Below are 13,395 nucleotides of genomic sequence, written 5' to 3' on the forward strand. Positions count from 1 at the left end.
TGCCCGTATGATTGCGATCTTGCGGCTGAGCCTGCTCGTGATCGCGATGGGGATCGTCCTTGGAGGACTGGCTGCTCCGCTATGGCACTCAATGGTGACCCTGCCGACGTACACCGTCGGCTCTGACGGTGCAGCTACGACGACGGAGAAGGGTCTCACCCAGGTCTTCTCAACTGACGCTACGTACTGTCTCATCGGTCTGGTCGTGGGACTCATCATCGGCTGTCTGAGCTGGGTTCTCATGCGGCGGCGGGGAGCCTGGGGTGTTTTAGCCGCTGGGATCTCGGCATGTCTGTCGGCTCTAGCGTGTTGGTGGGTGGGTGTTCTTATCGGCCCGGACTCTTTTGCCGAACGGATCGCTTCAGCTAAGTCTGGGGAGGTTATCCCCATCGATTTCGCTCTCCATACCTGGGTGGCAGTCCTGGTATGGCTGCTCGCTGCCATGGTGCCCATGCTCATCGCGTCCCTGCTGGCGGCCAGACGTGGCGCTTCGCGGACCGGACGCGCAAAGACGTCGACCGGGGCTTCATTAGACTAGCAATGTGCTGAGAATCGTCGATGTGACCAGTGAGACCACTGACGACCTGCGTTGCGCCGTGCCTCGCGCGGACTTCGATGTCGATGCCGCCATGGCGGCCGTCATCCCCGTCTGCTCTGCGGTGAGGGATCGTGGCGTTGAGGCGCTACGTGAGTACAGCGAGAAATTCGACCATGTGGTTCCCGAGCATCTGCGCGTTCCGGTCGAGGCTCTCGCCACGGCAGCTGCGAACCTCGACGGCACCTTGCGTCGGGCTTTCAGCGAATCTATTCGACGTCGTCGTCACGTATGTCAGGAAGCTGAGGTGGAGGCCTCTTCCCAACCGGTTGAGGTGGCAGGCGGCGCGCGGGTGAGCCAGCGCATCGTCCCGGTCGGGCGTGTAGGCCTTTACGTTCCGGGTGGGTTCGCTCCGCTGGCATCGTCGGTCATCATGAACGTCGTTCCTGCGCAGGAGGCCGGTGTTTCGTCTATCGCTGTAGCATCTCCGCCCCAGGCGGAGTTTGGTGGGTTGCCGCACCCGAGCATCTTGGCGCTGTGTCATCTACTGGGTGTCAATGAGGTCTACGCCGTCGGCGGTGCCCAAGCGATCGCCATGTTCGCTTACGGCGTTGAGGGCTCCGACGAGGCAGATTCCTGTCCGCGCGTCGACATGGTTACGGGTCCAGGCAACATCTACGTAGTCGCGGCAAAGCGCTGCCTGCGTGGCACCGTCGGCATCGATTCGGAGGCTGGGCCCACCGAAATCGCCATCCTGGCCGATAAGACTGCCGACCCGCGTCACATTGCTGCTGATCTTATGAGCCAGGCTGAGCATGACACGCTGGCTGCCGCAGTGCTTGTCACAGACTCGACCACACTGGCCGAAGCTGTGCAACGAGAACTTGCCCCGATGGTCAGTGCCACGTTACATTCCGAGCGCATTCGCACCTCGCTGACATCCAAGCAGTCGGCCATCGTCATGGTACGTGATATTGATCAGGGCCTCGAAGTGGTCAATGCGTATGCCGCCGAGCATCTCGAGATCCAGACGGCTGATGCTGCCGCAGTCGCTGCTCGGGTCCGGAACGCTGGCGCCATTTTCGTCGGCCCGTGGGCGCCTGTCTCTCTTGGGGACTACTCAGCCGGATCCACTCACGTCCTTCCCACGGCAGGAGCAGCCTGCCACTCGTCTGGTCTGTCGGTGCGTTCCTTCATGCGCGCCGTCCACGTCATCGATTACACCGAGGATGCCCTACTTGAGCTGGCCGATTCCGTTGAGGCTTTTGCCTTGGCGGAGAACTTGCCCGGCCATGCCAATGCCATCACTGTGAGGAGGTCACGTTGACTCAGCATCGACAGACCAGCCAGCCCCGTCCGGTGGCTAAGCCGGAGCCTAACTCTATCCAGTTGGCGGATCTTCCGCTGCGTTCGGAACTTGTCGGGGCACAACCATACGGGGCTCCGCAGCTTGACGTCCCGGTACGCCTGAACGTCAACGAAAATCCGTATCCGCCATCGGAGGCGGTGCGCAAGGACATGGCCAAGGCTGTTGCCAAGGCCGCCAAGAGTCTTAACCGCTACCCCGACCGGGAAGCCACCGGCCTTCGCGAGGATCTGGCCCGATATATTGGCTTCGGTATTAGCAGCTCCCAGATATGGCCTGCTAATGGCTCCAACGAGGTTATGACCCATGTTTTGCAGGCGTTTGGTGGTCCAGGACGCTCTGTGCTGACCTTCACACCGACCTACTCGATGTATCCCGAGTATGCCCGCAATACTCACACGAATTACGTCACTCGTCCTCGCAACGCCTCCTGGGGACTGACAACTGACGAGATACTGTCGGCAATCGAGGAGGTCAAGCCGGATGTCGTCTTACTGACGACGCCAAATAACCCCACCGGAACCACTATCCCGGTCGCCGTCATTGACGAGGTGTGTGCTGGCACCGACACCATTGTCGTCGTTGACGAGGCATATCAGGAGTTCACAGACGCTCCGGAGGACTCCTCGATTGCTTTGCTTCCGAAGTACGGTCGGCTCATTGTGGTGCGCACCCTATCCAAGGCCTTCGCCCTGGCAGGTGGCCGACTGGGGTACGCGGTGGCCGCACCGGCCGTCGTTGACGCGCTGCGGATGGTGCGGCTGCCCTATCATCTCTCCGACGTGTCACAGGTGGTGGCGAGAGTTTCCCTTGCTCATGCCCCTGAGATGCTTGCGCGGGTCGACGAGTTGCGTGAGACCCGCGTAAACCTGGAGGACTGGCTGCAACTGCACGGGTTGGACGTCGTTTCCTCACAGTCGAACTTCGTCCTCTTCGGCAGGTTCGCTGATCGTCACGCGGTATTCCAGGCGCTGCTTGATCGCGGCGTGCTTATCCGAGAGGTCGGACCAACTGGTTACTTGCGCGTATGCGCCGGAACTCCACGCCAGACCGACGCTTTCCGTACCGCTTTGCTTGACGTCCTTCCCACCGCTCCGCGTCTCGTCCTCGAGGAGGATCAATGACCCATCGTCGCGCTCGCGTTTACCGCGAGACCTCGGAATCCACTGTCGACGTCGCAATTGATCTCGATGGGGCGGGGGAGTCCACCATTTCTACTGGGGTTGGATTTTACGACCATATGCTGACGGCATTGTCGAAGCACTCAGGTATCGATATGACGATCACTACTTCCGGTGACGTCGAGATCGATGGTCACCACAGTATTGAAGACACGGCTATTGCTTTAGGCCAGGCTCTTGCCCAGGCCTTGGGGGATAAATGCGGTATCACGCGTTTTGGTGACGCCGTGGTTCCCCTCGACGAGGCGCTTGCCCAATGCGTTGTCGACGTTGCCGGACGACCGTGGGTGGTGTGTTCGGGTGAACCTGAGGGGCAGGCGTACGCTCGTATTGGTGGTTCTGGCGTGCCCTACCCGGGTGCGATGACCTACCACGTTGTGCAGTCCTTAGCTTTCAACGCCGGTCTGTGCGTCCACCTGCGTCTGCTGGCAGGACGCGACCCCCACCACATCTGCGAGGCCGAGTTCAAAGCGCTGGCCCGAGCGCTGAGAATTGCGATAGCACCGGATCCCCGTAATGCCGGTCGCGTCCCCAGCACTAAAGGCGCTCTCAATGTCTGATCCGGTGCGAGTCGGCATTATCGACCATGGATCAGGAAACCTTCACTCCGCTAGACGTGCATTGCGTCAGGTAGGTGCCGAAGTGATCGTTTCCAACGACCCGAGTGCCTTACTCGATACCGACGCTCTCGTCCTCCCCGGAGTGGGAGCGTTAGCGGCGTGTATGACAGGGTTGCGGGCTATGGGCGGGGCGCGTCTTGTCCGTCAATGGGTTGACGAGGGACGACCTCTGCTGGGTATCTGCGTGGGCCATCAGATGCTTTTCGAGCGAGGACGTGAACGCGACGTTGACGTCAAGTGCCTTGGTGTTCTTCCTGGTGTCGTTGAGGAGCTGCCGGCAGAGCGACTGCCCCATATAGGGTGGAACACGGTGATACCGGCCGCCGACTCAGCCTTATTTCAGGGCGTGCAAGAGAGGTTCTACTTCGTCCATTCCTATGGTGTGGTCGTTACCGGACCTCACGACCACTTCACCACTGCGACCCATCAGGGAGCCACCTTTGTCGCAGCCGCAGAGTATGGTCCGGTGACGTCCACGCAGTTCCATCCTGAAAAGTCGGGGACAGCAGGTCTCGCTCTGCTCACACGCTGGCTGAATCAGCTGAGTTGATAGCCTGATTCTGTGACCGGAGAACTCACGCTGTTTCCAGCCGTTGATGTCCAGGGCGGTCGTGCCGTCCAGCTGCAACAGGGGGTGGCCAGTTCTGAACGGGCATTTGGCGACCCTCTCGATGTCGCTCAGAAGTGGCAAGGCCTGGGAGCCCAATGGATTCACCTGGTTGACCTTGATGCTGCCTTCGGACATGGATCCAATACGAAGATCATCAGCAGCGTCGTTGAGCAGTTGGACATTAACGTTGAGGTTTCGGGTGGTATCCGAGATCAAAGGAGTCTCGAGTCCGCGTTGTCCGCTGGCGCGACCCGGGTCAATATCGGTACCGCTGCCCTCGAGGACCCTCAATGGTGTGACGAAGTCGTCGGGCGTTATGGCGAACAAGTAGCAATCGGCTTAGACGTGCGTGGCGATCAGCTGACGGCTCGTGGATGGACGCGCGAGGGCGGAAAGGTTCTCGACGTTCTGGCGCGCTTGGAGGACGCCGGGTGTAGGCGATACGTCGTTACCGACGTCGCCAGTGATGGCATGCTAACCGGCCCTAATTACGAGCTTCTGGGGCGGATTTGCGCTCGTACCCAAGGCAAAGTTGTCGCTTCAGGTGGTATTGCCACGCTGGAGGATTTGCGACGCCTGCGCGGTTTAGTCCCGATCGGTGTTGAGGGCGCGATCGTCGGGACGGCTCTGTACGTCGGCAATTTCACCTTGCCTGCGGCCTTGGATGTGTGCCGGGCCCCCATCCCGGCTGATTCATCCCCGATGCCTCCTACCGACTGAGCGTCGATTTATCGTGGTTTTTCTTCCTCTGATTCGTTCTCAGACGGGGAGTGTAGACTGTCCTATTGTGTGCGTAGGCTCGTCCTGCGCCGGATGCTTAGCCCCGCTGGGCCAATAACTGCGACATTCGAGGAAGGGAGACACCGTTCATGAGCGGTCACTCCAAGTGGGCCACCACCAAGCACAAGAAGGCGGCCATTGACGCCAAGCGCGGCAAGCTTTTCGCTCGCCTGATTAAGAATATTGAGGTGGCCGCCCGCCTCGGGGGTGGAGACCCGTCGGGCAACCCGACCCTCTACGACGCCATCCAGAAGGCGAAAAAGAGCTCGGTTCCTAACGACAACATCACCCGTGCTGTGAAGCGTGGGTCTGGTGAGGGCGCTGACGCCGTCAATTACGAGACGATTATGTACGAGGCCTATGGCCCCGCTGGCGTTGCCATCCTTATCGAGTGCCTGACTGACAATCGCAATCGCGCCGTTTCTGACGTCCGCGTGGCCGTTACCCGCAACGGCGGAACCATGGCTGACGGCGGTTCTGTGCAGCGTCTGTTCCAGCGCAAGGGTGTTGTCTCGGTCTCGAAGACCTACGAGGTTGAGGAGGGCCGCAAGACAGAGACCCGTGAGGTGGATGAGGACCAGCTCATGGAGGCAACCATCGACGCTGAGCCTGAGGACATCGTTGATGAGGGCGAGGTCTTTGAGATTATTTCGGATCCGAGCGCTGTTGTTGATGTCCGTAAAGCCGTCCAGGATGCCGGTATTGATTACGACTCCGCTGAGGTGTCGTTCAAGCCAGACTTCACCCAGCGTGTCGAGCTTGAGGACGCCCGCAAGCTTTACAGGATCCTTGATGCTCTCGAAGATCTCGATGACGTCCAGAACGTGTTCTCCAACGTTGATATCCCCGCCGAGGTTGCAGCAGCTCTTGACGAGGAGGAGTGAGCATTCCAAAGTCGACCCCCGACCCGCGTGTTACAAGGGTCATGGGGGTCGACCCTGGTTTAACCCGATGCGGGGTTGGCGTCGTTGAAGGTGGGTTAGGATCGCCTCTGAAGCTCATTGCCGTGGGCGTCATTCGTACTCCTGCCGACCTCGATCATGCACACCGACTACTGCGCATCCACGACGGGCTGGAGGAATGGCGTGACCACACCCGCCCGGATGCCGTCGCTGTCGAGAAAGTGTTTGCCCAACACAACCGCAATACAGTAACTGGTACCGCTCAGGCAGCCGGAATGGCGATGATGATTGCCGCCCGGCATGGTCTTCCGGTCGCTCTTCACACTCCAAGTGAGGTTAAAGCGGCAATCTCGGGTTCAGGACGAGCCGATAAAGCCCAGGTGGGCTTCATGGTGGCACGGGTGTTGCGGCTATCGGCGCCTCCCAAGCCTGCTGATGCTGCCGACGCTGTCGCTTTGGCGATCTGCCACCTGTGGCGTGGCGGGGCGGCTCGTCGCATTGAAGCCGCTGTGGCTACGCAACGACGCGGTCGGCGTGTACCCCGTTCTTGGAAGGACCTAGCCCGGTGATTTCCCATTTTTCCGGCATGGTTAGTGCCGCTGGCCCGACGTGGGTCGTCCTTGACAATCATGGGGTTGGTATCAAGGTGCTGTGCCCTCCTGCCACAGCTGCGAGTGCTCGCATCAACCAAGATATGTCCCTGCACACCTCCCTGGTTGTGAGAGAGGAGTCCCTGACTCTTTACGGGTTCGTCGAAGCTGATGATCGCGATGCTTTTGAGCTGGTGCAAACCGCGTCGGGAGTCGGTCCCAAATTAGCTGCAGCGATTATGAGTGTCCTTGATGCTGCTCAGCTAGCCACGGCGATAACCGAAGAAGATGACGCAACTCTATGCCGCGTTCCCGGAATTGGTCGCAAGGGTGCGGCGAAAATGATCCTGGAGCTCAAGGACAAGGTCGCAGCCCTTACCCCACGTGGAGCTTCGGTGAGCGGAGCGACCCATGTGGTCGCACCGTGGCGGGAACAGGTGGCGGAAGGGCTGGTCGGCTTGGGCTGGTCGGCTAAAGACGCGGAGAAGGCCGTCGACAAGGTGGCTGCTCTCAAGGAAGCCGATCCAGCTATGACCATCGGCAACCTCATGCGAGCGGCATTGCGTAGTTTGGCGCGGTGACATGTCGGATGCCTCTGGCAGACTGATAAGAGTCGTCAGGAAGGAGAATGTCGGTGGAACACTCGCCCGTCGATCCGTCGGCCGAACCCCCTGAAAAGGCTGAAGAAGCAGCTCTACGTCCTGGCGCGCTGGCAGAGTTCGGAGGACAACAGCGAGTCGCCGATCAACTAGGTCTGGTCCTTGCCGCGTCGAAGTCCCGTGGTACGACCCCCGACCATGTTCTGCTGTCGGGGCCGCCAGGTCTTGGGAAGACGACCTTGGCCATGATTATTGCCTCCGAAATGTCGGCACCAATCCGTATTTCCTCGGGTCCTGCCATTCAGCACGCCGGGGATCTGGCTGCGATCTTGTCCTCGTTAGTACCCGGCGAAGTGTTCTTTCTTGACGAGATCCACCGGATGTCCAAGCCTGCCGAAGAAATGCTTTACCTGGCTATGGAGGATTTCCGGGTCGACGTTGTTGTGGGTAAAGGGCCGGGAGCTACCGCGATTCCGATTGAGATCCCACCGTTCACCCTGGTGGGGGCAACAACGCGAGCTGGGCTGCTTCCGGGGCCGTTGCGTGACCGCTTCGGCTTTACTGCCCAGCTTGACTACTACGAGGTAGCTGATCTCGAACGGATCGTGACGCGATCGGCCGGGGTCATCGGAGTTGAGCTTGCTGAAGGTGCGGCACACACGATTGCGTCGCGGTCTCGCGGTACGCCCCGTATCGCGAACCGCTTGCTGCGACGGGTCCGTGACTGGGCAGACGTTCATCATGAGTCTCCTGTGACGCCGCAAGGAGCCGAGACCGCCCTTGACCTCTACGAGGTTGATCCGTTGGGTCTGGACCGCCTCGACAGGGCGGTTCTCCATGCGGTGTGTCTAAAGTTCGGGGGCGGGCCGGTAGGCTTGTCAACCCTTGCTATTAGCGTGGGGGAGGAGCCACAGACGGTTGAGGAAGTTGCTGAACCTTTCCTGGTACGACTTGGTTTTCTCATGCGCACCCCGAGGGGCCGCGTCGCTACTGATCGAGCTTGGCGACATCTCGGCCTTGAACCACCTCCCGACAGTTCCGGTGAGGGGCTGTTCTGACCACATTGACCGAGTCGGGGTAGCATGACCCCGGTCACACCCGAAGACAAGGAACGTTTTATGCCTCTTCTCGCTAGCCCGCTGGGCGGATTCATGCCCCTGCTGATCATTTTTATCGTGCTCATTGGTTTCACGTTGTGGCAGGGTAAGCGGCAGGTCAAAAAACAGCAGGAGGAGCGCGTTCAACTCGAGTCACGTCTTGAGGTTGGTACTCGCGTCGTGCTGAGCAGCGGCCTGTTCGTAACCATTACCCATATCGGGGACAAACAGGCCGTGGTTGAGCTCGCCCCGGGCGTTGAGGTGAGCGTTCTCAAGCAGGCGATTGTTCGGCCCGCTGGTGACGAGGAGGAGTTCGCGTTCGCTGACGACGTCCCGACCGAGAACTCCACGGTTCATGACGATGTCGCTACCGAATCGGCGAATGATGTGCTGACCTCTCCCGAGGCGTCGGCTGTAAATGCTCATACCTCTGACGAGCAGCCGCAGGCCTGATATCCACCAAGATCAAGGAATTTATTCGACGTGGCAACGAAAAAGCGAACACACCATCCGGGTAGAACCCTGGTGATCTTCCTGGTAATCATCATTGTCATGTACGTGCTCATGGGAGTTATGCGTACTTGGTCACCCAAGCTCGGCTTGGACCTCAGGGGAGGCACCTCCGTTACTCTGACAGCCAAGACCGAAGACGGCAAAGCTCCGTCAGCGACGAGTCTCGAGCAGGCCCGTCTCATCATCGGGCAGCGAGTGAACGCGCTCGGAGTGGGCGAGTCGTCGGTCAAGACGATGGGTGATCGCAACATCGTCGTGTCGGCCCCGAACGTCGAGAGCTCCAAGCTTGTGGAGATGGTCGGTCAGACCGCTCAACTTGGATTCCGTATGGTTTATGCAGAGGAACCAGTGAGCCAGAAGAGCCCGACCCCCGGAAAGGCAAAGCCATCTGCACCATCTGCCCTTCCTACTGTTGAGCCCAGTGCCAGCGCCTCGGCTGCCCCAGATGCGTCTGCTAGTTCCAAGGGTGGTACCACATCCAGTGCTTCGCAGTACAACGAGAAGGATCCTCAGTCGGCTGCCAAGATGGTAAAGGCTGCCGAGGAGTGGAAGCCCACGCCCGAAGATCAGAAGGCCTTCGAGGACTATAAGTGTGCGAAGTCGGTTGATTCGCCAGGTGATAAGCCACTCGTGACCTGTGATCGTGAACGCACCATGAAATATTTGTTGTCCCCGGTCGCCATTACCGGCACCCAGGTCGTCAGTGCTGATTCAGGCATCCCGCAGGGGCAGTTGTCCTACGTGGTTAACTTGAAATTCAATTCCATTGGCACCACCTCGTTCAGTGACGCTACGACATACCTGTGTTCTAAGATGAGCCCACAGAATCAGTTTGCGGTCGTCCTCGATGGTAAAGTTATCTCTTCCCCGCAGCTCAACGGCAATACCGGCACGTCCTGCCCGATTAACGGTGGCGAGGCTCAGATCTCTGGTCACTTCACCCAAAACAGCGCGGCTGATCTCGCCAACGTCTTGAAATACGGTGCTCTTCCTCTGTCGTTCGATATTTCCAGCGTCGACAACATTTCGCCCACCCTTGGGGGTGAGCAGCTTCGAGCTGGCATTATCGCTGGCATCATTGGCCTTATTCTGGTCGGCGGCTACTGCTTGCTGTACTACCGGGGCCTGGGATTGGTGACCCTCGGCTCCCTCGTCATTGCCGGTATCACTACCTACGCAGCCATGGTGTTGCTCGGCGAGGCCGTCGGATTCACCCTTTCGCTGGCTGGTATCGCCGGCGCGATCGTGGCCATCGGCGTGACAGCAGACTCCTTTATCGTTTACTTTGAACGCATCCGAGACGAGATCCGCGAGGGTCGTACACTACGTACGGCTCTTCAGACTGGTTGGGCAAAGGCCCGGGGCACGATCCTCATGGCTGACGGCGTGTCCCTATTGTCTGCCATCGTCTTGTTCGTGCTGTCTGTAGATCAGGTGAAGGGATTTGCCTTCACTCTCGGTCTGACCACAGTGATCGACCTCATTATTTGTTTCTTCTTCACCCATCCCATCGTGACCGTGTTGGGACGCACAAGGTTCTGGGGACAAGGTCGACGCGGTTCTGGCCTCGAGGCGGAGCATATGGGCGTGACTGAGAGCCAGCTGCTTGGTCGGAGAAGCAGACGATCTGCTTCAAGAGCAAAGCGCACCATCGAGTCGGAGGAGGCCTGAGATGACTGACGACATGAACGCCCAGACGTCGTCTGTTGCCACAAAGCGTCCTAGTGATGGCGCGACCGGCAAGAAGCGCAAGCGTAGCTTCACTCATGCCCTGTACACCGGTGAGATCTCCTACGGGTTTATCCAGCGCCGCAAGGTCTGGTACACCATCACTGCAGTCGTCATCATCATCTCGTTTATCGGCCTGCTAGTACGCGGTCTGAACCTCGGTATTGAGTTCAAGGGTGGCGTGCAGTTCCGAGCTCCGGCCCACGTTGCTACCTCTACTATTGACGACGTCCGAAAGTCGGTGCTGTCCTCGGGTGCTCCCGATATGGACGCAACCGAGGTCGTCAGCCTCGGCTCCGATGCTGTCCAGGTGCAGACTCGGGCTCTTAACAATGACGAAACTACGAAGGTTCAGGAGGCCATTGCTAAGGCCACCGGGACGAAGATGAGCTCGGTCACCTACTCTAAGGTCGGCAGTCAGTGGGGTGAGCAGATCACCGGCAAGGCCATTAAGGCGTTGGTCGTATTCCTGGTCTTGGTGATGCTGCAGATTTGGGCCTATTTCCGGCATTGGAAGATGTCTATTGCTGCTTTGGTGGCCCTTTTACACGATCTCATCGTCACCATCGGTATCTATGCGTTGGTTGGATTCACGGTTTCACCGTCAACAGTCATTGGTGTGCTAACGATTCTGGGCTATTCGTTGTACGACACCGTCGTGGTCTTCGACAAGGTGCGCGAGAACGTCCAGGACATCGACAAGCGTGATTACACCTTTGCTGAGGGCGCTAACCGAGCCGTCAACCAGGTGCTGGTGCGGTCTATTAACACCACCATCGTGGGCGTGCTACCTGTCGCCGCGCTGCTCTTCGCTGGTGCCTTTGTGCTGGGGTCCGGGCCGCTCGAAGACCTTGGTCTGGCCCTGTTCGTCGGAATGATCGTTGGTGCCTACTCTTCGATCTTCATTGCAACCCCGGTGTTTACCCAATTGCGTGAGCACGAGCCAGCCATGAAAGAGCACACCGCGCGTGTTTTGCGTCGTCGTGAGCGGGCCGCTCAGAAGGCACCACGGGTAACCGCTGAGACCGTTGCCGCGGAAGGTCCACGCGACGTTACGACTATCACCGGGAGCGATCGTCACCAGCCACGTCGTTCTACCCGTGCCGAGAGGAAGAAATGACCTACCGTAAGGACCTCATTGCCAGCCTGATCCGGGATGTCCCGGACTTTCCGGAGCCCGGGGTCACTTTTAAGGACATCACTCCGCTACTGGCAAATCCCAATGGCTATGCGGCTGCGATCTCTGAACTCGTAGACACTGCTTCTCGTGACGTGGACGTCGTCCTCGGTATGGAGGCACGTGGATTCATGTTCGCCGGGCCGGTAGCTCTCTCCCTCGGAGCCGGATTTGTTCCTGTCCGCAAACCCGGGAAACTTCCTGGTGACGTCTACTCTCAGTCATTCGTGCTGGAGTACGGCTCTGCGACCCTGACAGTCCATCAGGATGCGGTGCAGCCCGGTTCCAAGGTGCTCATCGTCGATGACGTCCTCGCGACAGCCGGCACAGTTCGCGCTACGGCCTCCCTCGTGGAGCAGTTGGGCGCAGAACTGGTTGGTGTATCGGTACTCATAGAGCTGTCGGCTCTGGGCGGTCGCGAGAAACTCGATCGCGCCGGAATCGGTCCTGTCAACGCAGTTCTCACAATCTGATCATGGTCTCGGAATCACCCGAATCCTCGGGGCGCCATAGCGTCTTCGAACAGACCGCTCGGGTCAAGCTTCCATTCAAAGCGACTGAACCTTTTTGGGAGCTGGTTAAGCGGTTGGCCTGGTCGGCGGTATTGCTGCTGATCAGTACATTGATTGTGTGGGTCGATCGAGACTCGTATGTTGATTCCACCGCTGGAGACGGCGTCTCGCTCATTGACGCCTTTTACTATTCAACGGTCACCGTCACCACCACGGGTTACGGTGACATCACCCCAGTCGCGCCGCATGCGCGGCTCATTAACGCCCTCATCATCACGCCGCTACGCATCACTTTCCTGGTGCTGTTAGTTGGTACCACCCTTGAGATGCTGGCCAATGAGGGGCGACGCGGCCTGCTCGATAGTGCTTGGAGGAAGCGTATGAGGAATCACACCGTCGTCATTGGGTATGGCACGAAAGGTCGAAGCGCGGTCAATACGTTGCGTAACCACGATGTCCCCGTCGAGAAGATCGTCGTCATTGATTCCCGCCCCTCTGCTGTAGCTGAGGCCAACCGGTCTGGGCTGGCCGCCTTCGAGGGAGACGCCACTCGCCGTGATCTCTTGAGGCGAGCTGAGATTAGTAAGGCGCGGGAGGTCGTCATTACCCTCAACCGAGACGACTCGGCGATTCTGACGACGCTGACGGTGCGCTAGCTCAACCCGCGTTGTCACATCGTTGTTTCCGGTCGAGAGGACGAGAACCTCCCGTTGCTGCGCGAATCTGGTGCCGACGCTGTCGTCACATCTGCTGACGCGGTGGGACGATTGCTCGGGCTGTCGTCGGTTAACCCGTACGTTGGTACCGTCGTAGACGATTTGTTATCCAGTTCCAAGGGCATGGAAGTCGTTCAGCGAATGGTCTCCGAGAGCGAGGTGGGCGCACGTCCAGCCGATATTCAAAACGAACGGGTGCTAGCCGTCATTCGAAACGACGTGCTGCGCAACTTCTACGATCCTTCGGTGGGTCAGCTGCAGGCCGGTGACGTCATCGTGGTCGTGCGCAAAGCGGTTCCACGTCGCCATGAATCACAAACTGAAAGCGACCTGGTGCGCTGAGAACAGCGCTAGAGGACTGACTTTGCTGTCAGCGCTGGTTGCACCTAGCCCTCGGGCAGCACACTCAACCGACACTGAGACGCGGCATACCACTAGAATGAGAGGTCTAGCTTGCCAGGAGGTGACG

Annotated in this window: 14 protein-coding genes and 1 pseudogene; all 15 read left to right on the forward strand. The window is 59.1% G+C overall.

Annotated features, from left to right (window positions below):
- Positions 1–7 precede the first annotated feature (7 nt).
- The 15 genes and pseudogenes from ACOYO3_RS06825 (at position 8) to ACOYO3_RS06895 (ending at position 13,268) form a co-directional block, all read left to right on the forward strand.
- On the forward strand, positions 8–538 hold the full coding sequence (locus ACOYO3_RS06825; protein WP_002518952.1) for a hypothetical protein: 531 nt from the start codon (positions 8–10) through the stop codon (positions 536–538).
- Between the two features lie 4 nt (positions 539–542).
- The gene (gene hisD, locus ACOYO3_RS06830) at positions 543–1,862 is read left to right on the forward strand and encodes a histidinol dehydrogenase (RefSeq protein ID WP_002517847.1); all 1,320 of its coding nucleotides are present in this window, start codon (positions 543–545) and stop codon (positions 1,860–1,862) included.
- A gap of 32 nt (positions 1,863–1,894) precedes the next feature.
- A complete protein-coding gene (locus tag ACOYO3_RS06835; protein ID WP_002518951.1) occupies positions 1,895–3,025 on the forward strand; it encodes a histidinol-phosphate transaminase in 1,131 nt (376 codons plus the stop codon).
- Positions 3,022–3,642 (forward strand): imidazoleglycerol-phosphate dehydratase HisB, encoded by a 621-nt coding sequence (hisB, locus tag ACOYO3_RS06840; RefSeq protein WP_002516582.1) that lies wholly within the window; start codon positions 3,022–3,024, stop codon positions 3,640–3,642. The genes ACOYO3_RS06835 and hisB overlap by 4 nt, the downstream gene beginning before the upstream one ends.
- Positions 3,635–4,252: an imidazole glycerol phosphate synthase subunit HisH gene (gene hisH, locus ACOYO3_RS06845; RefSeq protein WP_002517978.1), complete on the forward strand. Its 618-nt coding sequence runs from the start codon at positions 3,635–3,637 to the stop codon at positions 4,250–4,252. The genes hisB and hisH overlap by 8 nt, the downstream gene beginning before the upstream one ends.
- A gap of 12 nt (positions 4,253–4,264) precedes the next feature.
- Positions 4,265–5,032: a bifunctional 1-(5-phosphoribosyl)-5-((5-phosphoribosylamino)methylideneamino)imidazole-4-carboxamide isomerase/phosphoribosylanthranilate isomerase PriA gene (gene priA / locus ACOYO3_RS06850; RefSeq protein WP_002516577.1), complete on the forward strand. Its 768-nt coding sequence runs from the start codon at positions 4,265–4,267 to the stop codon at positions 5,030–5,032.
- A 149-nt stretch (positions 5,033–5,181) separates the two neighbouring features.
- Positions 5,182–5,976 (forward strand): YebC/PmpR family DNA-binding transcriptional regulator, encoded by a 795-nt coding sequence (locus tag ACOYO3_RS06855; protein WP_002516621.1) that lies wholly within the window; start codon positions 5,182–5,184, stop codon positions 5,974–5,976.
- Positions 5,977–6,017: 41 nt separating this feature from the next.
- Positions 6,018–6,563: a crossover junction endodeoxyribonuclease RuvC gene (gene ruvC, locus ACOYO3_RS06860; protein WP_002516591.1), complete on the forward strand. Its 546-nt coding sequence runs from the start codon at positions 6,018–6,020 to the stop codon at positions 6,561–6,563.
- Complete coding sequence (gene ruvA / locus ACOYO3_RS06865) at positions 6,560–7,165, forward strand: Holliday junction branch migration protein RuvA (RefSeq protein WP_002516588.1); 606 nt, start codon at positions 6,560–6,562, stop codon at positions 7,163–7,165. The genes ruvC and ruvA overlap by 4 nt, the downstream gene beginning before the upstream one ends.
- A 47-nt stretch (positions 7,166–7,212) precedes the next feature.
- Positions 7,213–8,241, forward strand: coding sequence for a Holliday junction branch migration DNA helicase RuvB (gene ruvB / locus ACOYO3_RS06870; RefSeq protein WP_002521605.1), 1,029 nt, complete (start codon positions 7,213–7,215; stop codon positions 8,239–8,241).
- A 24-nt stretch (positions 8,242–8,265) separates the two neighbouring features.
- Positions 8,266–8,733: a preprotein translocase subunit YajC gene (yajC, locus tag ACOYO3_RS06875; RefSeq protein WP_002518947.1), complete on the forward strand. Its 468-nt coding sequence runs from the start codon at positions 8,266–8,268 to the stop codon at positions 8,731–8,733.
- A gap of 72 nt (positions 8,734–8,805) precedes the next feature.
- Entirely contained in the window at positions 8,806–10,464 is a 1,659-nt protein-coding gene (secD, locus tag ACOYO3_RS06880) for a protein translocase subunit SecD (RefSeq protein ID WP_002516599.1), read from the forward strand.
- 1 nt (position 10,465) lies between these two features.
- Positions 10,466–11,641, forward strand: a complete 1,176-nt coding sequence (gene secF / locus ACOYO3_RS06885) for a protein translocase subunit SecF (protein ID WP_002517917.1) — start codon at positions 10,466–10,468, stop codon at positions 11,639–11,641.
- On the forward strand, positions 11,638–12,171 hold the full coding sequence (locus tag ACOYO3_RS06890) for an adenine phosphoribosyltransferase (protein ID WP_002517735.1): 534 nt from the start codon (positions 11,638–11,640) through the stop codon (positions 12,169–12,171). The genes secF and ACOYO3_RS06890 overlap by 4 nt, the downstream gene beginning before the upstream one ends.
- Positions 12,172–12,173: 2 nt before the next feature.
- Positions 12,174–13,268 (forward strand): annotated as a pseudogene (locus ACOYO3_RS06895) (potassium channel family protein).
- Positions 13,269–13,395: the final 127 nt, after the last annotated feature.

Origin of the sequence: Cutibacterium sp. KBN10P07758, assembly GCF_050286205.1 — a bacterium.
GTDB classification, from domain to species: Bacteria; Actinomycetota; Actinomycetes; order Propionibacteriales; family Propionibacteriaceae; genus Cutibacterium; species Cutibacterium acnes.